This window comes from Cyclobacterium sp. 10D3-21 (genome assembly GCF_055809755.1).
The window spans coordinates 3856589-3882269 of the sequence record NZ_CM147924.1 but is presented as its reverse complement, the minus strand read 5'-3'; the positions used below and the strand labels follow the sequence as shown (position 1 = coordinate 3882269).

General features: G+C 38.7%; 24 protein-coding genes. 12 read left to right on the top strand and 12 right to left on the bottom strand.

Features of this window, described 5'->3' with window-relative positions; translation table 11 throughout:
• Window positions 1-100 precede the first annotated feature (100 nt).
• The 5 genes from AC0L7T_RS15375 to AC0L7T_RS15355 all read left to right on the top strand — a co-directional run bounded on the left by AC0L7T_RS15375 (window position 101) and on the right by AC0L7T_RS15355 (window position 6200).
• Window positions 101-1216: a Fic family protein gene (locus AC0L7T_RS15375; RefSeq protein ID WP_473336277.1), complete on the top strand. Its 1116-nt coding sequence runs from the start codon at window positions 101-103 to the stop codon at window positions 1214-1216.
• Window positions 1217-1403: 187 nt separating this feature from the next.
• The gene (locus AC0L7T_RS15370) at window positions 1404-1745 is read left to right on the top strand and encodes a hypothetical protein (RefSeq protein ID WP_473336275.1); all 342 of its coding nucleotides are present in this window, start codon (window positions 1404-1406) and stop codon (window positions 1743-1745) included.
• Between the two features lie 228 nt (window positions 1746-1973).
• On the top strand, window positions 1974-3263 hold the full coding sequence (locus AC0L7T_RS15365) for a toxin-antitoxin system YwqK family antitoxin (protein WP_473336273.1): 1290 nt from the start codon (window positions 1974-1976) through the stop codon (window positions 3261-3263).
• Window positions 3264-4044: 781 nt separating this feature from the next.
• Window positions 4045-5439 carry a vWA domain-containing protein gene (locus tag AC0L7T_RS15360; protein WP_473336271.1) on the top strand — a complete coding sequence of 465 codons (1395 nt, stop codon included), beginning with the start codon at window positions 4045-4047 and terminating at the stop codon, window positions 5437-5439.
• Between the two features lie 92 nt (window positions 5440-5531).
• Window positions 5532-6200: a hypothetical protein gene (locus AC0L7T_RS15355; protein ID WP_473336270.1), complete on the top strand. Its 669-nt coding sequence runs from the start codon at window positions 5532-5534 to the stop codon at window positions 6198-6200.
• 138 nt (window positions 6201-6338) lie between these two features.
• Here the strand turns inward: AC0L7T_RS15355 and AC0L7T_RS15350 are convergent, their stop codons facing one another.
• A complete protein-coding gene (locus AC0L7T_RS15350; RefSeq protein ID WP_473336268.1) occupies window positions 6339-9878 on the bottom strand; it encodes a PVC-type heme-binding CxxCH protein in 3540 nt (1179 codons plus the stop codon).
• A 51-nt stretch (window positions 9879-9929) separates the two neighbouring features.
• Window positions 9930-11117 carry a GDSL-type esterase/lipase family protein gene (locus AC0L7T_RS15345; protein ID WP_473336266.1) on the bottom strand — a complete coding sequence of 396 codons (1188 nt, stop codon included), beginning with the start codon at window positions 11115-11117 and terminating at the stop codon, window positions 9930-9932.
• Window positions 11118-11470: 353 nt separating this feature from the next.
• Here AC0L7T_RS15345 and AC0L7T_RS15340 point away from each other — a divergent pair, with 353 nt between their 5' ends.
• Complete coding sequence (locus AC0L7T_RS15340) at window positions 11471-12037, top strand: acyl-CoA thioesterase (RefSeq protein ID WP_473336265.1); 567 nt, start codon at window positions 11471-11473, stop codon at window positions 12035-12037.
• A gap of 2 nt (window positions 12038-12039) precedes the next feature.
• Here AC0L7T_RS15340 and AC0L7T_RS15335 read toward each other — a convergent pair whose 3' ends face one another.
• Complete coding sequence (locus AC0L7T_RS15335) at window positions 12040-12750, bottom strand: class I SAM-dependent methyltransferase (protein ID WP_473336264.1); 711 nt, start codon at window positions 12748-12750, stop codon at window positions 12040-12042.
• Window positions 12751-13125: 375 nt separating this feature from the next.
• Here AC0L7T_RS15335 and AC0L7T_RS15330 point away from each other — a divergent pair, with 375 nt between their 5' ends.
• From AC0L7T_RS15330 to AC0L7T_RS15320, 3 genes are all read left to right on the top strand, one after another.
• Window positions 13126-13485: a hypothetical protein gene (locus tag AC0L7T_RS15330; protein WP_473336262.1), complete on the top strand. Its 360-nt coding sequence runs from the start codon at window positions 13126-13128 to the stop codon at window positions 13483-13485.
• A 787-nt stretch (window positions 13486-14272) separates the two neighbouring features.
• Window positions 14273-14671: a hypothetical protein gene (locus AC0L7T_RS15325; RefSeq protein WP_473336261.1), complete on the top strand. Its 399-nt coding sequence runs from the start codon at window positions 14273-14275 to the stop codon at window positions 14669-14671.
• A gap of 244 nt (window positions 14672-14915) precedes the next feature.
• Complete coding sequence (locus AC0L7T_RS15320) at window positions 14916-15362, top strand: DUF4440 domain-containing protein (protein WP_473336260.1); 447 nt, start codon at window positions 14916-14918, stop codon at window positions 15360-15362.
• A 150-nt stretch (window positions 15363-15512) separates the two neighbouring features.
• Here AC0L7T_RS15320 and AC0L7T_RS15315 read toward each other — a convergent pair whose 3' ends face one another.
• The 5 genes from AC0L7T_RS15315 to AC0L7T_RS15295 form a co-directional block, all read right to left on the bottom strand.
• Window positions 15513-16175, bottom strand: coding sequence for a bifunctional 4-hydroxy-2-oxoglutarate aldolase/2-dehydro-3-deoxy-phosphogluconate aldolase (locus AC0L7T_RS15315; RefSeq protein ID WP_473336259.1), 663 nt, complete (start codon window positions 16173-16175; stop codon window positions 15513-15515).
• Between the two features lie 87 nt (window positions 16176-16262).
• A complete protein-coding gene (locus AC0L7T_RS15310; RefSeq protein WP_473336258.1) occupies window positions 16263-16715 on the bottom strand; it encodes a NanQ anomerase/TabA/YiaL family protein in 453 nt (150 codons plus the stop codon).
• 24 nt (window positions 16716-16739) lie between these two features.
• Complete coding sequence (locus tag AC0L7T_RS15305; protein WP_473336256.1) at window positions 16740-17765, bottom strand: PfkB family carbohydrate kinase; 1026 nt, start codon at window positions 17763-17765, stop codon at window positions 16740-16742.
• Between the two features lie 370 nt (window positions 17766-18135).
• Entirely contained in the window at window positions 18136-18966 is an 831-nt protein-coding gene (locus AC0L7T_RS15300; protein WP_473336254.1) for a polysaccharide deacetylase family protein, read from the bottom strand.
• Between the two features lie 3 nt (window positions 18967-18969).
• A complete protein-coding gene (locus AC0L7T_RS15295) occupies window positions 18970-19446 on the bottom strand; it encodes a YehS family protein (protein ID WP_473336253.1) in 477 nt (158 codons plus the stop codon).
• A 119-nt stretch (window positions 19447-19565) separates the two neighbouring features.
• Between AC0L7T_RS15295 and AC0L7T_RS15290 the strand changes: the two genes are divergently transcribed.
• On the top strand, window positions 19566-20360 hold the full coding sequence (locus AC0L7T_RS15290) for an SDR family NAD(P)-dependent oxidoreductase (protein ID WP_473336252.1): 795 nt from the start codon (window positions 19566-19568) through the stop codon (window positions 20358-20360).
• Here the strand turns inward: AC0L7T_RS15290 and AC0L7T_RS15285 are convergent.
• The 4 genes from AC0L7T_RS15285 to AC0L7T_RS15270 form a co-directional block, all read right to left on the bottom strand.
• Window positions 20357-21220 carry an SDR family NAD(P)-dependent oxidoreductase gene (locus tag AC0L7T_RS15285; protein ID WP_473336251.1) on the bottom strand — a complete coding sequence of 288 codons (864 nt, stop codon included), beginning with the start codon at window positions 21218-21220 and terminating at the stop codon, window positions 20357-20359. The two genes, AC0L7T_RS15290 and AC0L7T_RS15285, sit on opposite strands and share 4 nt — an antisense overlap.
• Before the next feature lie 111 nt (window positions 21221-21331).
• Complete coding sequence (locus AC0L7T_RS15280; RefSeq protein ID WP_473336249.1) at window positions 21332-21775, bottom strand: hypothetical protein; 444 nt, start codon at window positions 21773-21775, stop codon at window positions 21332-21334.
• A gap of 200 nt (window positions 21776-21975) precedes the next feature.
• The gene (locus AC0L7T_RS15275; RefSeq protein ID WP_473336247.1) at window positions 21976-22575 is read right to left on the bottom strand and encodes a hypothetical protein; all 600 of its coding nucleotides are present in this window, start codon (window positions 22573-22575) and stop codon (window positions 21976-21978) included.
• Window positions 22576-22923: 348 nt separating this feature from the next.
• Window positions 22924-23334: a Fur family transcriptional regulator gene (locus tag AC0L7T_RS15270; protein ID WP_473336245.1), complete on the bottom strand. Its 411-nt coding sequence runs from the start codon at window positions 23332-23334 to the stop codon at window positions 22924-22926.
• Window positions 23335-23680: 346 nt separating this feature from the next.
• On the opposite strand from AC0L7T_RS15270, the gene AC0L7T_RS15265 reads away from it, so the two are divergent.
• Window positions 23681-24313 (top strand): MSMEG_1061 family FMN-dependent PPOX-type flavoprotein, encoded by a 633-nt coding sequence (locus AC0L7T_RS15265; RefSeq protein WP_473336244.1) that lies wholly within the window; start codon window positions 23681-23683, stop codon window positions 24311-24313.
• Window positions 24314-24391: 78 nt separating this feature from the next.
• Window positions 24392-25399: a metallophosphoesterase family protein gene (locus AC0L7T_RS15260; protein ID WP_473336242.1), complete on the top strand. Its 1008-nt coding sequence runs from the start codon at window positions 24392-24394 to the stop codon at window positions 25397-25399.
• Window positions 25400-25681 lie beyond the last annotated feature (282 nt).

Here is a 25681-nt window from a genome sequence, read left to right as displayed (position 1 = left end):
CAATCTGCGGAGAAAATAACTGTTATTTAGATCATATTTTGCGGAGAATATTTTAAATGCGGAGAATAGACTGTATATTAACCGCATAATTTGCGGAGATATGACGTTTTACATTCACCATAGAGATAATTGGACTGATTTCACTTGGAATGACAAGAAAGTTCTACTGAAGCTAAGTGAAACTAGGAACTTACAAGGAAAACTACTAGGACGGATGGAGTCGCTTGGATTTGACTTACAAAATGAAGCGATACTGAATACACTAACACTAGAAATCGTTAAGTCATCTGAAATTGAAGGAGAAATCTTAGAGGCAGAACAAGTGCGTTCTTCCATTGCACGTAGACTTGGGATTGACATTGCTGGTGCAGTAGAATCTGAAAGGCATATTGATGGTATCGTAGAAATGATGTTAGATGCAACCCAGCGATATGACGTAGCTCTTACAAAAGAACGATTATTTGGATGGCATTCGGCATTGTTTCCTACTGGTTGGAGTAATATGTTTAAAATAACAGTAGCTGATTGGCGTAGGGACATAAAAGGTTCAATGCAAGTTGTGTCAGGAACACTGGGAAGAGAAAAGGTTCATTTTGAAGCTCCAGCAGCAGAACGGATAGACTCTGAAATGGCGAAACTTCTTGATTGGATTGAAACAGAAAAAGAAGTTGACCCTGTTCTAAAAGCTGCAATATCACATTTATGGTTTGTAACCATACACCCGTTTGAAGATGGAAATGGCAGAATAACAAGGGCAATTACTGAAATGATATTGGCTCGTTCAGACAATAGTGCTAAAAGATTTTATAGTATGTCGGCTCAAATAAGAGTTCAACGGAAACAATACTATGAAGTATTAGAAAGAACGCAGAAAGAAAATTCTGATATAACTGAATGGATTTTGTGGTTTTTAGAATGTTTGCAAGAAGCTATAAATTCAACTTATGATGTACTTCAAAGAGTATTACAAAAAGCTGAATTCTGGAAAACTCATTCATCTACTATTTTAAATGAACGTCAGCAAAAAATGATTAATAGATTACTTGACGGATTTACAGGCAAGCTCACAACTACAAAGTGGGGAAAAATTTGTAAATGTTCTCAAGACACTGCGCTAAGAGATATTCAAGATTTAATTAAAAAGGATGTTTTACAAAAAAAAACAAGTGGTGGAAGAAGTACAAATTACGAATTGGTAGAAACGCCATCAACCTGATTGAACCCTGAAAAATGGTAGGGAAAACTTCAAAACCCCCTCGACAAGCTCAGGGACCAGTTCTAGTCAAGGCAATACGTGCTGTTGGCTGTGTTCGGATTAGACCTGCTTGGGGAAATGTTGTATGGCCTACAGCTAAATGGGAATAAGGAGAAAAATACGATCCTTCTTAAAAAATGGTAATGAAATGGAAACCAGTAAAGTATATCTCTGTAGAGTGGAAAGGTCGAAAATAAACGGTAATTATACCGTTTGGTTACCGGAACAACCTGACGATGATTTTGTCTATATGTTGGTGGATAAATATGATTTATTGCAAGGGGAACTGTGGGAAATCCTTTTAAAAACCGGTGCCAAGGATAGTAACTTGGATGTTTCAAAGGTCTATTTTGGCCCTGAAGGAGATGTCTTTGTCTCCTATACCAGCGATTATGAATTGAGTAAAAACATGGAAAATATCCTTAATGAACTGATTTTAAATCCCGAGTACTTCACTAAGTTGGTCCACCTAAGCGGATTTAAATTGTAATTGGCAGTAGGGCAGGTTACTTATCCACTGGTAAATTGTTTATCCAAAAGTAAGTTGAATTCGCCCTTTCTTTCTGAGCCATACATTGATGGGCTTATGGTTTGCCCGAGCTGTTTTAGCACCGGCCCATTGTCTTCAAATTTGTCTATAAGATTGTACTATTGATTGGGGTATTTTTATTGACATTTTTATACCTTTAATATTATCCGCTATAAAAGGTATTCTATTATGGTATTACGTGCGCTTATCCTTCTTGTTTTTTCCTTTGCTATAGTTAGTCTTGTCCAGGCGCAAGTAAAATACAATAGGGTGGTATTTAAACCCAGCCCTTATGTAGAATACCATGCCAATGGCAATATTTACAAAAAGGGTTTTGTGAATGCTCACAAGCAATTCGTTGATACTCTGACGGTTTTCTTTCCCTCTGAAAAATTATCCATGACTGCCGTTTACGACAATGGTGTACCGAATGGGTTATGCATTCAATACAATGAAGATGGCTCAATAAGCAGGGAAGGGCTATATGTGCAAGGCAAAAAAGAAGGGCTTTGGGTCTATAATAACTACGCAGCATCTAAAGATGGGCTTCCATATCGCTTCTCCGTGAACTATAAAAATGGCCAACTACACGGAGAGACCATCCTTTATGAAGGAACGCATAAAATCCGCTCCATGCATGCATTTTTAGGCAATCCCGCACCTAATACAATATGGGAAATGTATTACGACAATAGCGATAATTTATGGGCTGTTGGCTTTATTTCCAGTGACAATAAATTCACATTGAGGGGCTTGTATACGGAAGAGGGGGAGTTTGTAGACAAGGTTGGGGTCAGTAAGGAAAAAACCGAAACTTTTCTAGAAGCCATGAGAACGTTTTATAAGTCCATCCCTAAACAAGAAATACAGCCGACGACCAAGGTCACCTATGAGACAAAGACAGTCACACATAAATCCGTCCCCTTTAGTACTTACCATGCCAATGGGAAAATTCATGAGAAAGGCTACCGCAATGCCAAAGAACAGCTTGTTGGTAAGCTACAAACCTACTATACTTCCGGTACTTTAAAATCCGAAATGTACTATTTCAATGGAGTGCTTCAAGGTGATTGTACGCATTACAATGAAGAGGGTGCAATTAAAATGCAAGGCAAATATGCCAAAGGTAAAAAAGAGGGTTTATGGATTTATCCTGACTATATCAAGAATAATGAGGATAGGTTTAGTTATGAGGTGCATTACAAAAACGGCTTGGTTCATGGTGAAACCTCATTCATCAGAGGAGATGTAAAATTGATATTGATAACAGCTTCCGAGGGAGTACTGCTGGGGAAATGGGAAAGCTATTACCCAAATGGCTTACCATCAAGCTCCGGTTTGGTGAGTGCTGCCGGTGATGTCCTCACCCATAAAGTATTTGACAAAGAGGGAAAAAGGATGGTTACGATGTTTTCACCGCCTACACCCGAAAATTTAAGCAAGTCCATTAAGGATGTTTTTGCCACCATTCCTAAATAGTAAAGCAGATAGGAGGTAAGTTAAAGGAAAGCATGAGTCCCCGGAAGGAAGGCAATAGTTATCCGAAGGAACCGGAAAGTAATGTGAAGGAAGGTTAAAGAAACCTGCGGGAATCTAAATGTAACATGAAGGAATGCAATTGTAGGCCGTAGGAACGGAGATGTAAGCTGTAGGAACGGAGATGTAAGCTGTAGGAACGGAGATGTAAGCTGTAGGAACAGAAATGAAAGTCGAAGGAACCGGAATGTAACCTGTAGGAATGCAATTGTAAGCCATAGGACTGAAAATGTAAGTCTAAATTTTTTTTTATTATCCATTCAATTCAAGTACTAAGTGTGTGATTAATCTTGCATAATTGCTCTTACCCTAAATCTTATGCAATGATCCAAATGATCCTTTAATTAGCACTTTACGATTTAGCGGCTAGAAAGAATAAGCATTTTCGCAGAAGGGATATTTAAGTTAAAACATAAACTACCGTGATCAGATAAATTATGACCCAAAAAGAGTCATATGTTTATTGTTAACAGGTTTGGTTTTCGAACCCGACCCAAACAGGGTCGGATAATAAAGTAACTGCTGTTTGTCTGCAAACCTGTAAACCCTTTAGGATTGGAAATGTGTTATAATATTTTTTTAATCAACATAAGTACATGGTATTTAGCGGAATAACGAAATAAAATCGCTATTTTAGATAGATCAATGCCTGGAAGTAGTCTTTTATAGTATAGGTAATAGACTTCCCTTCCCCAACACGATTTGTAAATCAAAAGATCTTCTCATGAAAAAGACAATCTTCCTTTTCCTGACCCTATTTATTGTTTTCAACTCCCAAGGACAAAGTCCGGAAAACCAGCCCCCGATTATTTTTATATACGATGCAAGTGGTTCCATGTGGGGACAAATGCAAGGCAAAACCAAAATGGAAATTGCCGCCAATGCCTTGAGTAGTACCATAGGGAATCTTACTGAGCATCAAAAATTAGGCTTTGTTGCCTATGGGCATCGTAAGGAAGGGGATTGCGAGGATGTGGAATTTATGGTGGATGCCGAGACAGGGACAAAAAAGGACGTAATAGAAGCCGTCAAAGGGATTAAACCCCTTGGCAAAACACCATTGGCTTATTCTGCAACATTGGTCATTGACCAATTAAGAGCGGCCAAGCAGAAAGCCACCATTATCCTTATTACAGATGGCATAGAATCCTGTGATGGAAATATTTGTGAGATCGTCCAAGCCGCCAAAGAGGAGGGCATTGATTTTAAATTGCATATCATCGGCTTTGGCTTAAAGGAAGAAGATACCCAGCAATTGAGGTGTGCAGCAGGAGCAGGGGAAGGGAGCTATTTTAGTGCGGAGAACGCAGAGAATCTAGGAGAAATCCTCAATGTAGCCACTGCTTCTACTGTGGATAAGCCTGCCAATAATTTCTCTGTTTATGCCGTTAAGAATGGCAAGCCAATGGATGTTTATGTCAAAGCCTATGATATAGTTGCCAAGAGAGCAACTATTATGCTGAGGACTTATCGGGATACCGGGTATTTCTACTTGCCTCCAAGTAATTACAACTTTGAAGTGGTTCCATTGGAGGGAAGTGATGTAAATATGATTACAGTTAACAATGTAGAAAGTCATGAGCATACCATTGGCCACCGAACTTTCTCCTTTGATGGCGGTACATTGGATGTATTTACTTCAAATAATGGGAAGGGCTGGGACAGTATGGTCAAGATAATTGATAACAATGGAAAGGTAGTGGCCACCACCAGAACCTATGGGGCCAAAAAGGAAGTTGAAGTCAATCCTGGGGTATATAAAGTAGCCATTCAGGCATTGAAAATGGAAGGGCTTCAAACGAATACCGAGCTGGATAGCGTCGTCATTGCTGCTGCAAAAACTTTTCCCTTGGTTTATGATTTTAAAACGGGAGCGTTTGAAATTTATACTCAGGTTGGAGGAGAGAACATAGATACGGTAGTTTCCATAAAAGAAGAAAAGTCCGGCAAAAGTGTTGCTGGAGCCCGAACTTATAATAAAGGAGCCAAATTTCTATTAAACCCGGGCAATTATGTGGTAACCATTAGACCATTGGGCGCGCATAAAGAAAAAGCCGCACAAACAATAGATGTGGAAGTCAAAGGTGGAGAAACCCATACCAAAACATTAAATTTCTAAAAATGTTAAATATTTATTTTAAGATAAAATCCATTTTTAAATCCTTGAATTATTGGACTCTACTGTTTTTTGGGACAATAATAAGCTTGTCAATGGCTCCGTTCAACCAGTTACCTGTTAGTCCAAGAGGGGATAGTGGAAGATCAATCAAGGGAAATTCAGTAAAGGCTTTGCCTTTATCTGAGCAGATTGAAGGTCCTGAAAATGGCATAGGATTTTTTAAACCGAATTTTTATGAAAACCCAAGCCTGTATTTTTATGGGAATGTAAATTTAGAGAAGGGTTTGACAGAACATTTGCCTATGGATAGTGTTGTTTTTACCCAAAATCAATTTGGTGAATTTAGCACCTCTTACGCTCCTCCTTGGCTTTATCCGGAACACCTTAAATTAGATTATGGTGTCTTGTATTTTAAAGTTTTGGGTATTGGCCATGATTTTTTAAAAGTGATTGCCAATAAGGACAATGCCCAAGTGTCTTATCTGAACAAGAACCAAGGGGAATTTTTTTCATGGACTGAATTTTTAATGACTGTTAACAGTGTGGAGCTAAAGGAAGAAAATTCGGGAAAAGTACGGCTCAAGCCTCTTGAGCAAGCAGGAGTAATAGCTATAGAATATGAGTTTATTCAGCCATTAATAGTCAATGAAGAATGGCTCTACGGCAAATTTGTTGATGGGCAGCTTAAAGAAAAGGGAAAAGGTTGGATTAGGTGGAGAAAAGGAAATAAATTGTATATCAACTATTCACTGTTCTCTTAATCAGTGAATCCCTTGGAAACAAAACGCCGGTCGTAAAACCGGCGTTTATCCAATGATCTCCTTTGATTAGTCCAAAACCTACTGATCCTACCCAAGAAGGAACAGCCCTTTTCAATCCAACTATGAAGGACAATTAACTTACTGTCCTACAATTACCTGACTTTGTGCACTATTGGCTTTTCCATCTTCTATCAATACCATTAATGAACCTGAAGCGGCTTTATCCCGGTCAAAAACTATATTCACCCATTGTTTGCCTACACTAAGATTAGTAGCTCCTGTACCTTTATTGAGGGAGATTTCTTTACCACTTACCCAGACTTTGGCCTGATCAACTCCGGTTAATTTCAAACTGAATTCTCCTGCCTTAAGTATGTTAACTTCAAATTGAACAAGGCTGAATTTTTTACCTTTATTGTCTGTAATCACAGGAATATCTCCCAAGGGCAAGTCACCGGCTACTTTGCTGTATAAAGCCTTTGTGCCAGGTACAATTTTTTTACCCGGCAGGTTTTCCCAAGTATTCACTCCATCAATTTTGCTCAAAGCCTTAAAATCAGGTGCTGCCTTCCAGCGTCTCACCAGTTTTTCATTGGTAACCCTGAAATCTCCATTGCTTCCCAGTTTGGAAAGGTAGCTGACCAAATTAATAAATTCTTGTTTTTCCAGACTAGCAGTAATTCCTGCGGGCATCAAGGAACCGGGGACCTTTTCCACATTTTTAATTTGTGATTTAGGAATGCCATTTTCATTACCGGCCATGTCTCGAATGACAACTTCTCTTGCCCCATCATTGATCAAATAGCCCATTACAATTCCACCATCATTTTTGGTTACTTTCTGCAACTCAAAACCTTCTTTGATTGATTCTGTAGGCTCAAGTATGGATTTGATAATATTGTCTATAGGTAAACTTGTACCCAAAGAACTTAAATCCGGTCCCAACTGACCACCGGCTCCACCTATACCATGGCAGTTTTGACACATCATAGAGGCTCGCCTGTAAATGGCTTCGCCTTTCACCGGATCTCCCTCAGTTTTCACTTCAATTCCAAGGAGATAGATTTCTCGTTCGCTTAATTGCTGAGGCATTTTCTCAGGAGGTAATACTCCACCTGAGGCTTCCAGGGCATCTTTAAGCTGTATGGCTCCGGCTCTGGTTCTTCTATGCACGGGGAGTAATTCTTGCATGGTTTTTCTTCCTGTCTTGGCCGTTTCTGTTGGGATGCGTGTATTGGACAATGAATTGGCCAGCACAGTGGTGGCATTATTGGAGGAAAGGAATGCAGCAAACAATTCTCGCGTGCCATTTTCTGAAGGCTTTTCTGAAAGCAGGGTAATTGCAGCATCTGTAGCCTTCTCCGGTGCTGTTTTCACCAACTGAGAAATGGCCAAGATGCGGATGCTTTCATTTTTATGCGTTTTGGCCATGTTGAGCAAAAGTTCCTGACTATCGGCATCATCAAGCTTACCCATGGCTTCCATGGCGGCTTTTCTAACCTCCTCATTGCTGTCTTGGTTCTTTAGCAAGATAAGGTCCAATAGGTCGGCTTTTTTCCACATGCCTACCAATTGCAATACTTTTATCTCTACCGCTTCATTTTTACTTGAAAGCAAGGTTCTCAATTGAGCAGAAGAATGCTGTGGTGCCAAGCCTCTTTCTGAAGCTGCTTTGTACAGTAGTTCCAGGTCTTTCAATTGGCTTTCTACATTCGTAGATTTTGGATTGATGGCTTGTTGGTAGATTTTGGTTAAATCCTCTGTGGTGCCATATTTGGCCAATTTTTCACGAACCAATTCCAGGTATTTATCCGGGACCTTATTGTCGCTATACAATTGAGCAAGCAAAGAGGTGGATTTTGGGTCACCTACGGTATTTAAAGCAAATATGGTTTTGTCCATATTCCCGAAATAGCCAGGATCATTTAATAATTTTGGTAACCAAACCGGGCTTAAAGTGTTGATGGTGTGCCATAAGGCAAAGTCCAGGTTAACATCCATGGTTTGATCCAATGCCTCCAAAGCAGCAATAGTGGCTTCTGCAGTGCTGAAATTTTGAAGCCCTACAACCGCTTCTAACCTTACCGTTGCGTGGCTATCCTTAGTGGCTTTTGCCAATAGAGATTGGGTTTCAGGGATGTCTTCTTTCCAATGCACCAATACCCTTATGGCTGCAGCTCTTGCTTCAGGATTTTTAGCCGTCAATAGCTTTTCCAATAAAGGTACATTCACTGCACCAATGGCCTGATGCATCCAAAGCCCTTCCAATAAATGGTGCTCAAATTCTGGATTTGAAGGATCAAGCGTATCGATCCATTTACTTAATGCATCTTTTACTTCCTGTTCGTCCTTATTTTTAAGGATCAACTTCGCCTGTAATCTTTCCCAGTTTTCTTCCGATTTTAAGGCTTCCAATAATTCCGGAATGGTTTTATCCTGCAAATCAGGGTACTTGACCAAAGGACTGTCTTTTTTTGTTATTCTCCAGATCCTGCCATGCTGTTGGTCTCTTCTGGAATCGAAAAAGTCAACTTCCCCGTGCTGAATGATAGGGTTGTACCAATCCGCAATATATATTGCGCCATCTGGTCCCATTAAGATGTCAACCGGTCTGAAGCCAATATGATCTGTCCATAATAAATCATCAGCCTGCTTAGAAACAAAGCCACTACCTTGTTCTTCCAAAACAAAACGATTCACACGGTTGGCCCTAAAATCATTGGTAATAAGGCTTCCTGCCCAATCTTCCGGCATATGTGCACCTGAGACAATGTCCAAGCCACTGTGTTTTGGTTGACCAGGATTCAAGCCGCTTAAAATTCGTTCAGCACCTGGAGCTGTTGCAAATGTGGCACCTGGAAAGGCATAATTAATCCCTTCTCTTCCAGCGCCATCTGTCAAAAAGCTTTTCCCCCATTTGTCAAATTGCAGGCCCCAGGGGTTAATCAATCCTTTTGCATACACTTCTAACTTTTGGGTTTTAGTATTGTATTGCCAAACACCGCCTCCCTCTAATCTGCGAATGCCATAGGGCGTTTCTACGTGACTGTAGATGTAAATGGACTGGTTGAAATACATCAAGCCGTCAGGACCCCAGCGGAAGGTATGAATGAGGTGGTGGGTATCACCAGTTCCAAAGCCTGAAAGTATTTTGGTTCTTTCATCTGCTTTGCCATCTCCATCTGTATCTTTTAGGTGTAGGATTTCTGTAGAATTGGCCACATAGACGCCACCATCACCAGGCAAGAGGCCAGTAGGGGTGAAGAGACCTTCAGCAAAAACAGTAGATTTGTCTGCTATTCCATCCCTGTCGGTGTCCTCTATGACAAGGATCTTGTCATTGGCAGTTTCGCCAGGCTTCAAGTGCGGGTAAATGGTACTGCTTACCACCCATAACCTGCCTTGGGCATCCCAGTTCATTTGAATTGGCTTCACTACCATTGGTTCAGCCGCAAATAAATTGACTTCAAAACCTTCAGCTACCTGGAACCTGTCCATTTGGTCCTGTGGGTCAGGAGAGGGGATATCCCTAAGCGCATTCTGGCCATGTGCCGAAAAGCTTGTTATTAAAAGTAGAAGTGCCAATGAAATTTTATTCCAGAGGTATTGGGTTGATTTCTGTTGCCGTTTAGCCTTTTTGGGTAGGCATTTTATATAGGATATTGATTCCAAGATCATTGTATTAGGGGCTTTTTCAGTAAAATGGTTCAATCGATTTAAATCCAGTTATTATGGCAACCGTTCCAGTAAATATTGCGCGCTTTGAGGCTTTTTAGCTTGATTGATTTGATCATCCAGCCAAAGAATTAAAGCATCCAATGCAGCCAAACCTTCCTTATGTCTGCCTTGTTCATAAGACCTGAAACCTATAATATAGGTTCTGTTTTGAGGACGGTATTGGTGAAAATATATTTTATCTTTCTCTCTTATTAAATTAAGCAATTGCTCAGACTGTTGTTTGGATGGACTTTGCTGCAATGAAATTCCTTTTTCCCAGTCATTTCTGGATCCTACGACTTGAAGTTTTCCTCCGATAGACAACGTATACATTCCTTTCTTTAACCCATCTACCGTTATCATTTTACCATCCAATTGGGATTTTGTAACGGGTATTGAAGTTGCTTGAAGGGTACTGTTAAATGAAAAACCTTTTGATTTATCTGTTATGGCAAAGTTTTCTGTTGGAACATTGCTTTCGACAGTTGCCGTAGAAGCATCAATTTTAAAGGTGGGAATTTCAGTTTTGAGCTTCAGTTGATCCAATAGGGTTTCAGCAAGAAGCAAATACCCAGCTTCGTTCAAGTGAACACCGTTATTTTCATAGTGCTTCAATCGTTCGGGGGTATTGAATGCATTAAATACATCAATAAAAACTAGCGATCTACTTTTAGCGATTTCGGAAATAGCCTCGTTGTATAATATTAACCCTTCATTTCTCTTTTCCAAAAGTGCATCAGATCCTGCAATTGCTTGTGGAATGGTGGAAAGCAAGAGTGCTTTAGTACCGATGGCTTCCACACTGTCGAGCAATTGGTTTAAGCCTGCTTTAAAGTGAGACAATCCTGCGGCACCTTCTTGTGCTTCCACGTTGCCATAGCCTATAATTATCCAGTCTGGTTCCGCCGCTTTTATTTGAGAAATAAGCAAGTCATAAGGTCCGGGAGGATTGGTATAATAGCTTCTGGCTTCTCCAAAAACGGTATCCCCAGACCAGCCCAGGTTTCTAAAGGTGAGGTGTTTATCAGGCCAATAATTGGTAAGCCGGTATTCGAGGAATCCATATTCCTGTTCATTTTCAATCAGTGCGTTTCCCAATAAAACGATCCTGTCCCCATCTTTTGGGTCTAAGGTCTGTTGGGAAAATACAGCGGAATGGAAAAACACCAGGAAGAAAAGAAAAATGTAATATCTGTTCATAGGAATGTATTGGGTAATGGTATGGTCTGTTAATGGAAGCTATAAATATAAAGAGGAACTAAGAGTACCAGGCACATTAATTTATTAATTTTATTACTGGTTGGTTTTTTAGACCAATGGTAGGGGGAATTAATAGCTTTGGAAAAAGGCAGAAGCTTTATTTTAAAATCAAACATAATATTAGTTTAAACTGCCAAAACCGCAATAGCATTGATTTTGGTACCCAATTATCAGGCTTTTCTCATTTTGGAATGTGCTGACCGAATTCAAGGTGTTAATTGAAAGAAATCCTATATATATTTGTACTCGAAATTCGACACGAATATATTGATCTATAAAAATCCCCTTAATTAATGAGTGCATTACTAAGTGCAAGGCCAGCCAGTTTTTCGCGTGTTACCATTACCGAACTTATGATACCCTCTTTTGCTAACTTTGGTGGCAAAATTCATGGAGGCATTTTACTTTCTATGATGGATAAGGTGGCTTACACTGCTGCAACCAAACACAGTGGCGCTTATTGTGTCACGGTTTCTGTAGATACGGTAGATTTTCTGCAGCCAGTGGAAGTAGGGGAGTTGGTTTCTTTAAAAGCCTCAGTAAATCACGTGGGCAACAGTTCCATGATCATCGGGATCAAGGTGATTTCAGAAAATGTAAAAACAGGGGTTGTAAAACATACCAATACCTGTTACTTTACCATGGTAGCCAAAGGAGAGGATGACAAGCCTACACCTGTTCCACCATTATTATTGGAAACCCGTACAGATGTCAGGCGCTTTGTAGAGGCTATTAAAAGGAAAAAGTACAAAAGTGAATACGGAGCAATCCTTAAGGAGCTAAAACGCACCTGGGACCAGGAAGCCATTTCCACAATGCTAAAGGGCCAGCGCTGTGAAGTTTCATTGGAAATTAAATAATCCTATTCCTTTTTTTCGAAAACCAGAAAATGCTGGATATTTAAAAATTGGCCATTGGTAGTCAATTTGAATCCATTGGCTTCCAATTCTTTCTTTACTTGCTTAACGGTCATTTTATGCAATGGCTTTATGGCCACTTTAGGATCCTCACCACGGTATTCAATAAGCAATAACTTACCCGTTGGATTTAAGGATTTCTTGATGTTTAAAAGCATCTCTTTGGGAAAAGCCAACTCATGGTAAACATCCACCATAATTACCAAATCTAAGGTATTTTCAGGTAAGTTTGGGCTTTTTTCTGTTCCCAATACCGTTGTTACATTGTCTACTTTTTGTTCAGTGGCTTTGTTTTTAATGTAGTTTAAGGCGTCTTGTTGAATGTCCACCGCATATACCTTACCTGAAGGTACCCTTTCAGCGATACGAAAAGTATAAAAGCCAGAACCTGCTCCCACATCCGCGACATTACTGTTCTCACTAATTGGTAATTTGGCAATGGTCATCCCCGTGTTTTCTTCTTCCTCGCGGCTGTCCCTTTCCAGCCAGGCTACGCCATGAAATCCCATGACATGAGAAATTTCTCTACCCATGTAGACTTTACCAATTCCATCTCTCGATGGCTCCTTTTGGGAATAGTCATTTCCAGTTTGTGCAGTTACTTCTCCGGATAGGCAAAGGGAGAACAAGGACAAAACAATTAGTAGGTATCTCATGGTTTTAACAAGGCTATTGTGGATTGCTTGTTTAATTTAACCTAAAATACCTAAAAGTTCCACTGATATTTGATAAAGTTTAGCCAACATTAATGACCTAAAAGGAAATAGAGGGAATGCTGAAAGAGCAAATGAGGGGGATAATTCGAAAGGTACCTAAAGAGAAATGAGTAGAAGATGGATTTGAGAAGCGAAAAGTGGGACAATAATGAACAAGGCGGATGAGTGGCGATAAAGCCCTTCTGGCTGTTGTTTATTGTTAAATTTATTTATAAGTAGCTCTATTTAATGGAATTATACGAATATATCCAAACTTAATAGTTAATTTAACGTGTAAACAAAACAGGATAGGACCTTTCAATAAAATATAAAGTCATGAATAAAATTGTACTCATTTTTGGAATCCTCTTATCTTCATCGGTGGCTTATGGACAGGGATTAATTATCCGCCATATTCCCCATTCAATTCAAAGTAATCTGGATGTGCCTCATAATCTAGGCTATAGGACCTTAAACTTTGAGTCATCACTTGGCCGTAAAGTTCCAGCACTTGAGTCAAATGTTAGTGATAATAAATCGGAGGAAGATTCAAATGTATCCATTTTAGACCCTTCAAAGGGTTTTTCTTCCAATATGCCTGTCAAAGATTTCTCCAAAGATTTACCCTCCAGAATACCTATGTTTGGCAAGAAACCAGTGAAATTTGGGATTCAATTGGAGGGCATAAAGAAATAGTTTTATTCTTTCGTTAGGCTCTAATCGGCTTTATGAAATACTTTACCATCCTAATAGCATCATTTCTGTTTTTTATTGGGTCAACTCTGATGGCTTATTTGCTATGGAACATTGAACAACAATGGACATGGAAAGTTTTAATGATTTTTTGTCCAACTTTTTGTGGATATTTAATTGTCAAGAACCTCCAAAACTATTCAAAAATTCAACAAAACAAAAATCATCTCCAGGTCTCGAAATTATTCAGCTCTCGAACTTATAACCTGAACGATCTCACATCTTGGACTGAGGAAACCAACCTTTATCGTGTGAGATACAGGAAGATGAAACTTACATTTCCTAACACCCAGTTAACACTGGTCGACCATGTAGATCGAAGAAATATTGAACAACTTTATCATTTTTTGCGAACTCACTACAAGAGTCGTATGAAGCAAACTTAACGGGGGAACAACGAAACTTAAAAACGAAAAGTCAAGGGAGCCGAACAGTCTGTAAATGTATGTTACTACTGCCTAACCTCCAGTTTTAGCGTAATTGGACTGTGATTTCTGGATTTGAGAATTTATTTGTTGAATGAAATTTTTTGGCAGCAAAGAAGCGAAAGGTGGGGCAATAATGAACAAGGTGGATGAGTGGCGAAAAAGCCCTTCTAGGCGTTATTTATTGTTAAATCTATCTATAAATAAGGCTATTAAATAGACTTACTACGAATATATCCAAACTTAATATTTAATTTAACGTTGCAATAAAAATAGGATAGCAACACTCAATAAAATATAAAGACATGATTAGAATAGTATTTATTTTTGGAATTGTATTTTTATCAACTGCCTCTTTTGGACAAACCGTTCACTATCCCTACAAACAAGGCGATATTTTTTCAAGGGTTGATATCCAATCAATTAAAAAGTTCAATCCGGATTTATTTCTCAATTTTACGGAGCCCAAGGTTGAGTCAACCATTAGGGCTACTGAAACGGACAAAGTTGAGTCAACCATTAATCCTGAAATTAGGACCAAAGAAACTGATGACGAATCAAATATGCCCATCATAGACTTATCAAAGAATTTTTCTTCCAATATGCAGGTGAACGAATTCTCAAAGGATTTCCACTCTAATATGCCTATCGTTACTAAGTTGCCAGTTGGTTTTTCGATTGAATTGGATGGTATAAAGAAATAATATTCAAGAAGAAATTATGGCCGCTAAACCTCTAAAATAAAAGCGCCTTAAGTTTTTATAGCAACGGGCAGGTTTTCTTATGGCTGTTTAACCTTCAAATGCAATAACACTTCACATCTGTTTCATCGAACCCCTATATTCATGGGGTTTTGGGGATTCAATAGGCAAACTATTGAATAATCAGTGTTAAAAAGATAGGGAAATATTACAAAAATTCTTACTTTTATTACAAACCCAATCTTCTATGAACATAGCAAAAACCTTTGTATTGTCTGTATTGATGTTTTCAGGTATTTCTTTTTCTATCAAAGCCCAAAGCTTTGAAGATGGAAAAGCCATAATTGATCTGGTTGCCAGCTATGCAAAGGCCAGAGAAAGCATAGATACAGTAATGCTCAAATACATTATCACTGAAGACATGGATCAGTTGGTGTCTAGTGGTGAATGGAGACACGGAAAGGCAGCAGCTGTTAAAGGAATGGCCGAAAGTTCTAGCACCAATCCTGGTGACAGGGTGTTAAAAGTCGAGCGTGTGCGTTATTTGAAGGAAGATGTTGCTTTGGCCGATGCAAGATACATTATTAAAAACGAGGACGGTACAGAGCGAAAAATGTGGAGCACTTTTGTAACCATAAAAAAAGGGAAGCAGTGGAAGATTGCGGCTATTAGAAATATGAAACCTGCGGAGTAGGACAGCCTTTATTATTCCTTTATCTGTTAATGAAATTTTGAAACACACTGTTCAGAACCATAATCACAAGAAAAATCCTTTAAAAGAAAGGAATAGATTGAGTAAAAAATATCCTAAAAATAGCGGCCAATTTCTTGACCGCCATTGTTTTTATCCTTTTACTTCATTGACTACTTTGATGGCTTTTTCTGCCATTTCTTGAATTTTAGCGTAGTTTTTCTCTTGAAGCAATTGTTTGCTAACCAATTTACTGCCCATACCTACGGCACTTACTCCAGCTTTAAACCAAGCTTCAACATTGTCCTTGTCTAAAGACACGCCACCTGTTGGCATAAAGATCAAATTTGGGAACAATGATTTAATACCAGCCATGAAATTGGGTCCTAGCATGTCACCTGGAAACAATTTGATCATTTTAGCGCCTAGATTCTCTGCTCTGATGATCTCAGAAGGAGTCATACATCCAGGGATCCAAAGCTTGTCATGCTTGTTCGCAACTTCTACTACTTCTTCAACAAGTCCTGGGCAAATGATAAAATCAGCTCCAGCCTCAATATAAGTCGTGGCCATTTGCGCATTTTTAATGGTACCAATACCCAACAACAAATCCGGCATTTCACTGTTTCTTAGCGCAACCATTTTCTTGAAGTTGTTCAATGCCGCTTCACCTCTGTTGGTATATTCTACCAGGCGAATACCTGCCGCATAAAGCGCTTTCAATACTTCAAGGCTAACAGTTTCATCCGCATCAAAATATAGAGGGAGAATGGCTTGATCGGTTATTTTCTTAAGTATAGTTTCGTTTTTATTCATCTTGATAAGATTTAAAGTAAATTACCCCGGAGAATTCCCGGGGTAATTTATATAAGTTATTGATTTTTAGCAAGTTCTTTCCTTTTGTTAAATTTTAACTTTAACAACCATTTTCTTGATATCTCCCTCGCCAATCATAGGCGAGTGTACATCTTCAGGATACAGAATTACAAATTCTCCTGGTTCCATTCCGAAATACATTTCTGGTTCATCAACATAAAAGGATACATCCTTTTCAGAATTATAGGTTCCTTTTACCTCAGTGCACTTTTCTCTCGGTTTCCATCCAATGCTCTCTTTCCCTTTGATTAAAACTTGAATATCAATGTGCTTGTCATGACACTCAAATTTCTCATTGGATTCGGCCTGAGTTTTAGCTCCTTTTTCAAAAACAGCAGCTATTAAATTATCCCCGTCAATTACATATTTGCCTTCTTCCATTTCATCCAAATTGCTGGACTGTATAAAAGCGAATGCTTTTTCAAACAATGGATGCACGCTATTGTATCTTGCGGCATTGGATAATGTATCAAGTATCATGGTTTTGTTTTGGATTAAGTATTACTATCGTTGAACTCTACCACTTGCATCTCCACCCATTAGTACTTCAACCTCTGCAAGTGTTGCATGGTTCATGTCTCCTGGGAAGGTATGTTTCAATGCGGATGCCGCAACAGCAAACTCAGTAGCACCTTTAAGGCCCATTTCCTGAATCAAACCATAAATGAATCCACTGGCAAAAGAATCTCCACCACCTACGCGGTCAACGATTCTAATGTCATATTTTTTAGAATGATAAAATTCATCACCATCATATACCAAAGCACTCCATCCGTTGTCAGAAGCACTGTAGCTTTCTCTAAGGGTAGAAGCAATGTATTTGAATCCGAATTTTTCTTTCATTTGCTTGAATACATCTTTGTAGCCTTCAAGGTTCAATTCACCTTTGGTAACATCAGTTTCCTTGCTGTGGAAGCCTAATGTAGTTTCAGCATCTTCTTCGTTGCCGATACAAACATCCACATACTGGCAAAGTCTGCTCATTACTTCCCTGGCTTTTTCCTTGCTCCATAATTTCTTACGGTAGTTAAGGTCAATGCTGGTAGTAACACCTTTTGCTTTGGCTGCTTTAAGTGCTGCTTCAGTCAATGCTGCTGCTTTGTCACTCAATGCAGGCGTAATGCCAGTGGTGTGAAACCAAACTGCACCTTCAAATATTTTATCAAAGTCAAAATCAGAAATTTCAGCTTCTGAAATGGAAGCATCAGCCCTGTCATATACTACCTGAGAAGCTCTCATAGATGCTCCTGTTTCCAGAAAGTAGATACCAAGTCGTTTGCCACCTCTAGCAATGTATTGTGTGTCCACACCGTACCTGCGCAAGTGATTGATGGCTGATTGCCCAATAGGATTATCGGGAACCTTAGTCACGAAAGTGCCATTCAGCCCATAATTGCAAAGGGCTCCAGCCACATTCGCTTCACCGCCACCATAGGTTATGTCAAAAGTATCAGTTTGTACAAAACGCTTAAAATCAGGGGTAGAAAGGCGAAGCATTACCTCACCTAGTGTAACTACTTTTTTGGACATGATTGTTTATATGTTTAATGATTAATTGAAATTCTTTATTATTAATCTTTAAAAAGACATTTTAATGGCATAATGATTAAAAAAGCCCTTTTCAAGACAAGATTACTGCTTAATTTTCTAAAAACCAAATATATTCATTGGGCTCCAAAGCATCTAATTCGCTATCAATCACATAAATTTATAGCATTTAATGCATTGGAAGACTGTTAAACTTAAATACCAATATCTTCTTATTTTTAAAATGAATTAGACCTTTAATTAACCGTTGTAAAGGCTTCAAAAAAGGTCATTTTGCAGGTATTACCAACATGTATTTAAGCACTAAAACCAAGCCGAATTTAATTGCCATTGATGATTTTAACCTTCGAGACTAGTTCCTTAATGGTTTATTCAAGTCTACCTTGAGTTGATTCCTCGCTTTTTTGAAATCGATGTACTCAGCCAATTGCTCAAAGGACAAGACCTTGTATTCATTGTTGCTTAGAAAATCTAGGTACCTCAAAAACATCTCTGGAGGGGTATTTACCCAAGGATGTTCCAGATCAGGTACCCCATGAATGGTTAAAACAACAATTTGTCCATCCTTTGCTTGCGATAAAGCTTTCATTGTTTCAGCCTCATTTTCTGAATCGGTCGCCCAACTTGGAATGAGGTAAGGGTGGTCCTCTAAAGGATTATAGGCTCTTTTACCTCCCGCCCGGGCCAATAAGTAATCTTTTTTGTCAAGGGCCTGCAGGACGATTTCACTCATTGAATAGCCTGGGTATGCAAAGCTTATCAAAGGTTTAATGCCTAAGGAATCACATTTATCCTCTATATAGTTTATCTCCTGTAGGATTTCTTCCTCAGATAATTTCCCCACAGGAGCATGATTGTGGGTATGGTTGGCCACTTCAAAACCCATTCTGTCCAACTGCTGCATTTGTCGCCAGTTCATGTACTTGGTGCTGTCCGAAAAGTTAGGGGGGAATTCACAGACGAAAAAGGTAGCACCAAATCCTCTCTCTTTTAATAAGGGAGCAACATTAGAATAATGGCTTGCGACCCCATCGTCAAAAGTCAATATGACTGTTTTGTCTGGAATCGGTTTTTTGATTATTTGACCGAATCCAGGTAAATACACTAACATTAAAAACAACAATACGCTCGTCCTGACACAATGGATTGCATTTGCAGTGGAATTTGATTTAAACTGCACCATTGATCAATTTTTTTTGTTTTGCTGCTCTCTATATTTAAGTTGCAAACCTTGCAGAAAATAACGTAAAACCTGGTCTCTACAAAGCCTGTACTGAGCTTGCTCAGGTTTTCTGAAGAAGGCACTTATTTCATGCTTGCTCATTTCCCGTCCTGCCAAAGCTAAAATCTCCATGATGTCTTCATTTTGGAGCTCAAGGGCAATTTTTATCTTGCGTATAATCTGGTTGTTGCTCAGTCTGCTTTCAGGAACGGGCTGAGGACCTTCCTTTTTACCTCTTTTGTAAATGATAAAGCCGTTTAAAAACACAGCCAATTTAAAATCATTGATGGGTTTTGATTCCGGGTCATCATCTCTTTTAAGCCAGTCGCTTACCTCCGTTCGGGTTACTTCCAGTTCTGCGAGACCAAAGATTTTAATCATTTGGTCATCTCCAAAATCAAAAGTATACCTCAAACTTCTTATTACATCATTGTTTTGCATAGACCATAAAGGTAAACAATGACTTTGAAAAAGATTTAAAGTTTTAGAGACTAAAGGCATTTTTATTCAGAATTGCAGGATAAGAGGGATTTTTTGTTAGGTTTTTTTAACTTAAGCCTATGATTGGAGAAAATTTCACATTAATCACTGGGGCCAGTATGGGGATTGGTAGAGCTTTTGCAATGGCTTGTGCTGCAAGAGGAATGAACCTTGTGTTGGTGGCCTTAGCAGATGGGCAACTAGCAGCGGTTCAAAAGGAAATTTTAGCTTCATGGAATGTGAAGGTGCATATTTTCCCCATTGACCTTATAGAAGAGGATGCAGTAAAGCAATTGTATGACTTTTGTATTGAAAAGAAACTGACAATCAATGTATTGATCAATAATGCCGGAATTGGAACAGGAGGGAGGTTTGAAAATATAGGCTTGGAAAAACAACTTCAGATCCTTGATTTGAATAACAAGGTGCTGGTCAGAATGTGCCATTATTTTTTACCGCTACTCCAAAAGCAGGACAAAGCCTATATTTTAAACATGAGCAGTATGGAAGCCAATTTGCCATTGCCTTATAAAGCGGTTTATACAGGTTCCAAAAATTTTGTTTATGCCTTTAGCCTTGCGCTTAGGGAAGAGCTGAAACGAGGCCCCGTTAGTGTTACTGTGGTCTGTCCTGGTCCGGTTGTGACCAATGCAGAGGGCCTAGAACGCATGAAAGCCCATGGAAGTCGGGCTAAATTGGTAGTGTTGATGCCAGGTGAAGTGGCTGAAATAGGTTTAAAAGGCTTATTGAAGGGCAAAACCATAATCATTCCTGGCAAAATCAATTGGGTATTGGTCAAACTGTCTCGTCTTTTTCCTACGGCCACTAAAATGCGGTTATTGGAGCGTTTGTTTCGCGTATACAATACGCATTAGGTTATATTCCCAAAATAATCGTTAATTCCGCATTGCTTACAACTCATTGCCCAAAGCCTATCAGCGTCAGAAATAGAAGCCGCTTTTTTTGAAACTGCTTTGGGCTTGCATTTGTCCCAATATTTTCCTGATTCACCTTTTACCGTTTCATCAGCCGCGAGGAAAATAGAAGTAGCAGCACCTTCGGCTGGCATTTTGCCTGTTAGCCTTCTTAGTTTCCACATCAGCCCATGAAAGGAGAAGGTATGTTTAAGGCCGATATCTGTTTTTACCAAACCAGGCTGAACGGCATAGATGCTCAGTTTTTTATCGGGTTTTAATTGATCAAATGCTCGAGTGAACAATACATTGGCCAACTTGGACTGTGCATAAGCCCGCAGGCCATGGTAATTATTGGTCAGATTGACATCTTCAAAATGAATTTTGCCATGAAAATGGGAATCTGAGCTGACAGTTATAATTCTTGGGTCTTCTGCCTGGATCAGTAAAGGCAATAGTAAATGGGTCAATAAAAAAGGAGCGAGGTGATTGATGGCCCATTGTCGCTCTATTCCATCATCCGTCAACACCATATCAGAATACCAGCTTCCTGCATTGTTAATCAAAACATCTATCACCTGGTATTTGTCAGTAATTACTTCCGCTAAACTTCTTATTTCCTTCTGAGAACTCAGGTCAGCAATGGCATAGTCCATGTTGGCTTCCGGATATTCCTGCTGTATTTTGGCTATTGCCGCGGTGGCTTTTTCCTTTGTTCTACAGACAAGAATCACTTTATAACCTTTTACGCAAAGTGCTTTGGCTGTTTCAAATCCTATGCCTGCATTGGCTCCAGTAATAAGGCAAATTCTTTTCGTCATGTTGGCTTTTGTTGGACTAAAAGTGAATTTTGGAGTAAAATTAATTTTTACTATTCAACATTTATCAATCTGATAATGAGGTAAATATGATTCGTTAAATAAAGTTTAACTTTATTGACCTTCTTTTAATTTCTCTTTGGCCTCCTTAATCACCGGATAAAGGTCATAGGTAGGATAGAACTCGGTAGAGAAGGCCCCCCAAACACTTTTTTCCACGGCTATGTTGAGGTTGCGGAGTTCGCTGGCAGGAATTTTAAGGGTTACCACCTGACCTATTCCCATCATCACGTACCAATTGATTACGCGGGCGGAAGGAGGAGGAAAATTTTCTAAAAATCCATTCTTATTACGGATTTCTCTCAACTCTTCAATGTTTTTGTCCTGATGGTGTTTCATCATGATGGTAATCATAATACTGTCTGAAGAAGTAGTGAGCGTATCGGTTTGTCCCTGGCTAAAACCCGGCATCAACAGCAAGAGCAAACCCAGAAAGATAACCCATTTGAATTTTTTATTAAAGATCTCCATTTTTTGCTGTGCTAGAAATTTGTTCATATAAGCCAATTTAGTTAAATACCATGGGAATACGAATTAAATTAATATGGAAATTGGTGCAAAATGATCCTTAAAAAGGCCCTCAAGATGGTAACAATTGTCCTGGTATTACCGATTCATAGTAAACCACCCAAAATTTAATGGTTAATAGCTAATTTTATTTCAGAAGTAATGCCAATACTTATTATCATTAGCACTTTTTAAAAGTTCTTTTGGGATAATTCATATTTTAAAAATATCCCATCATACTTGATCGTTCCATAGTTCGATGATTCATAAATGGTATCCACATTAAATGCATCCTCAATATGAAAAGTAATTTTATCGCACACAAAAGATCCTGCATCGGTAGTGACCTTCACATTTTTATCAATGACTTCATACTTCCCAACATTATTGTTGTTATTACCTTCCCAAGTGGTTCCTATGGCAGGGTCATTTTTCCTGAAAATATTATTTAAGGGGTCATCTGTAGCTGTATTCATTTGGGAGATATTTTCTCCACAGGAAAACCATATATTTTCTATTGGTTCATCAATTAGATCTGAATCAATCAATACCTTGAACTTCCTCGGTTCCAATGGTTCAGCTATTGTTACGGTCATCTTTGCATCGGCCATGAAAAATGATTCCAGTTGGTAGGTCCATTGATTTCCTTCTTCCATATAAGGGAAATTCTCATTTCCCCCACAAGCTCCTTCTTCAGGCTCATTATCATCTGAAATACAAGATAGGTTAAGGCTTGAAGTTAAAATAATTGCCAAAAATGGCATTCCAATAATGGTACTTTTGAAACGCATAATTAAAAGTTCTAAGTTAAAAATAGTCTAATAAAACCCAATATTAAAGATTTAATATTCAATATTTATCGCCGGTTATAAAAAACCATCAAATAAGTTTTAAAACTATAGTCCATAGCCGTTAATGTTTTGGCCAAATGCGATTAGGTCTAAGTTTCAGTGTGACGTTTTCTCTAATTTAAAATACTCTGCGTGAATCATTAAAAAAGCATTACCCTGACCTGTGGTCAGATTATTTGAATGAGGGTTATTAACTGTTCTATTTTATTTTCCAAAAGATTAAAAGGTAAGATTATTGAATCTTTCCTTTACCCCCGGAAGGGTTAGATACCATTAAGGTGAAATTGGTCAAGAGCATTTATTACAAACGCCTTGATAAACCATACTAACACTTAATGCATTAAAACCGGCCGGAATACTGGCGGCAGGGATTTTGGTTTGTGTAAGGCAGAATGTTTCGTTGCATTTGATACAATGGAAATGGATGTGTTGATCTTTTGGCTCGCACGCACAACCTTCTTCACATAGTGCGTATTTTACAGCTCCCGTTCCATCTTCTATGCTATGAATCAATTTTTTCTTTTCAAAGGTCTTTAGGGTACGGTATAAGGTGGCCTTGTCTGCACGGTCAAACTTACTTTCAAGGTCATTAAGACTCACCGCAACAGTTGATTCCACTAATTTTCTTAAAACCAATAACCTCATGGTAGTTGGTTTTATGCTTTTTTCTTCAAGTTTTTCCTCCAATTCACTTCCCATAATTCCTTTGGTTTTTTTACCTAAATGGGCTATAGCCTCTACTACTGATTAAAAGTTAATCCCAAGTCAATTAGTTCCAGCTAAGGTGCTGGCAATAATCAGCTTTTAATCTGAATTATGCAAAGGCTATTCAAATACTAAATAAAAATAATCCCACTAAGGGATGACTGGATACCAATCCTATATTCCTGATCCAATTATATTAGATTAATGATTAAATTAATGTTCTCAAAGTCTTCGTAGTAACCCCTTTTAGGTATAAATAGATTAGGTGGAATTAAAGGAGACAGGAATTGAAGCTTCCAAAAGAAAAACCATATCTTGTATTTAAGAAAATATTTAATTTATGAATAATGCCTTTAAAAATCAGATAAGTACTGTCGAGGAATTGAGGGAAATCCTTGGTTACCCAAGAGAGTTGGTGCAGAAAAAAGAGATCAATTTTATTGACGAGCATTGTAAAAATTATATTGCCAAATCTCCAATGCTTTTGATAAGCACTTCTAATAAAGAAGGGAAATGTGATGTGTCTCCTCGAGGCGATCCGGCGGGTTTTGTAACTGTCCTTGATGAGCGATACTTGATCATTCCGGAAAGACCTGGAAATAAGCGATGCGATTCATTGGTAAACATTCTCTCGAACCCTCAAATCGGCCTTATTTTCATTATCCCCGGACTGAAAGAAACTTTGAGAATCAATGGAAAGGCCTTGCTTACCCGTGACAAGGATTTGTTGGAAAAGCAGCAGGTCAATGGAAAGTGTCCTGAAGTAGGGATAGTAGTGGAAGTTGAAGAGTGCTATATTCATTGTGCAAAGGCCTTTTTAAGGTCCAAATTGTGGCAACCTGAAACCTGGCTGGAAAAAGAGGAATTACCGGTAGTTGCCAAAGTTTTGGCAGATCATATCAATAGTGAGAATTTTTCATCTGAAGACATTGAAACAGTACTTAAAGAAAGCTATTTAAAGCGTTTGTATTAACCTATTAGAAGTTAAACACTTTTAATTTAGCCTTTGATCACTATTCTTTACCATTTTCAAATAACTGATATTTAATTAATGAAACGTAGAAAGTTTGTCCACCAACTGGGTGCAGGTTCCTTGCTGGCCTCCCTGCCATTTACTTCTTTGTCCTTTAAAGCCAATGCTGCAAGTAAGAAGAATGCCAAAAAATTGCGTTTTGGGCTGGTGGCAGATGTGCACAAAGATTTGACACCAGACGCCAATCAGCGATTGGAGGAGTTTATAGACAAGGCCATCTTAAGAGAGGTTGACATGGTGATACAATTGGGAGACTTTTGTATGGGGGATGATAAAAACAAGGAGTTTATGGGCATCTGGGAAACTTTCAAAGGGCCTAAATACCATGTCCTTGGTAACCATGACATGGATCGGAATTCAAAGCAGGAAATGTTGGATTTCTGGGGCATGCCCAATACTTATTATTCTTATGACCTGAAGGGAGTCCATTTCATCACCTTGGATGCCAATTTTTTGTTTCAAGATGGGAAGTATATTGATTATCATAAAGCCAATTTTTATGTGGAAAGTGCGGTAAGGACCTATATTGATGACGAGCAGATTGAATGGTTTCAAGCTGACCTTGCTGCCACAAAATTACCGACTATTGTACTTTCCCACCAAAGTCTATGGCACCACCAATGGGGAGTAAAAAACAGGTTGCGAATTCAGGAGATAATGGAAGCTGAGGCAGAGAAAGTCATATGCTGTTTTAATGGGCACAATCATATTGATTTTCATCGCCACTTGAATGGAATTGATTATATAGAAATCAATAGCATGTCATACCAGTGGATGGGAGAGAAGTATACCAGTTTGGATAGGTTCTCAAAGGAGCAATACGAAAAATACCCTAACTTGCCGCATATTGCTGCGTATAAGGATCCACTTTATGCATTTGTAACCATTGATCCAGCAGGCACACTTACCGTGGAAGGTGTAAGAAGTCAATGGATAAAGCCCACACCTTATGAATTGGGAATGCCAGAAGGACAATACGGAAGTGTCTCTACTGCAGTAATATCGGACTATAAGGTTACCTTTTGATTTTAACCTGAAATAGGCAATCAATTTTTTATTCCCTGTAGGGATTAATCCTTTAAATAATGAACTGGTTGGGCTGATAAAAGTTAGAGAATCTTATTAATAATCCCTTCTAACTCCTTTATTCAATACAGAAATTCTCATGAATTAATGGAAGTTTGATTATTTCGAATTTCCGAGCCCCAAGGGGCGAAATAACCTAGCCAAGGGTGTCAGCCCTTGGTAAAAAAATGAGCACTACATGATTTTGGCGGTATTGTTGCTTTTATTCTTCAACAATGCTGA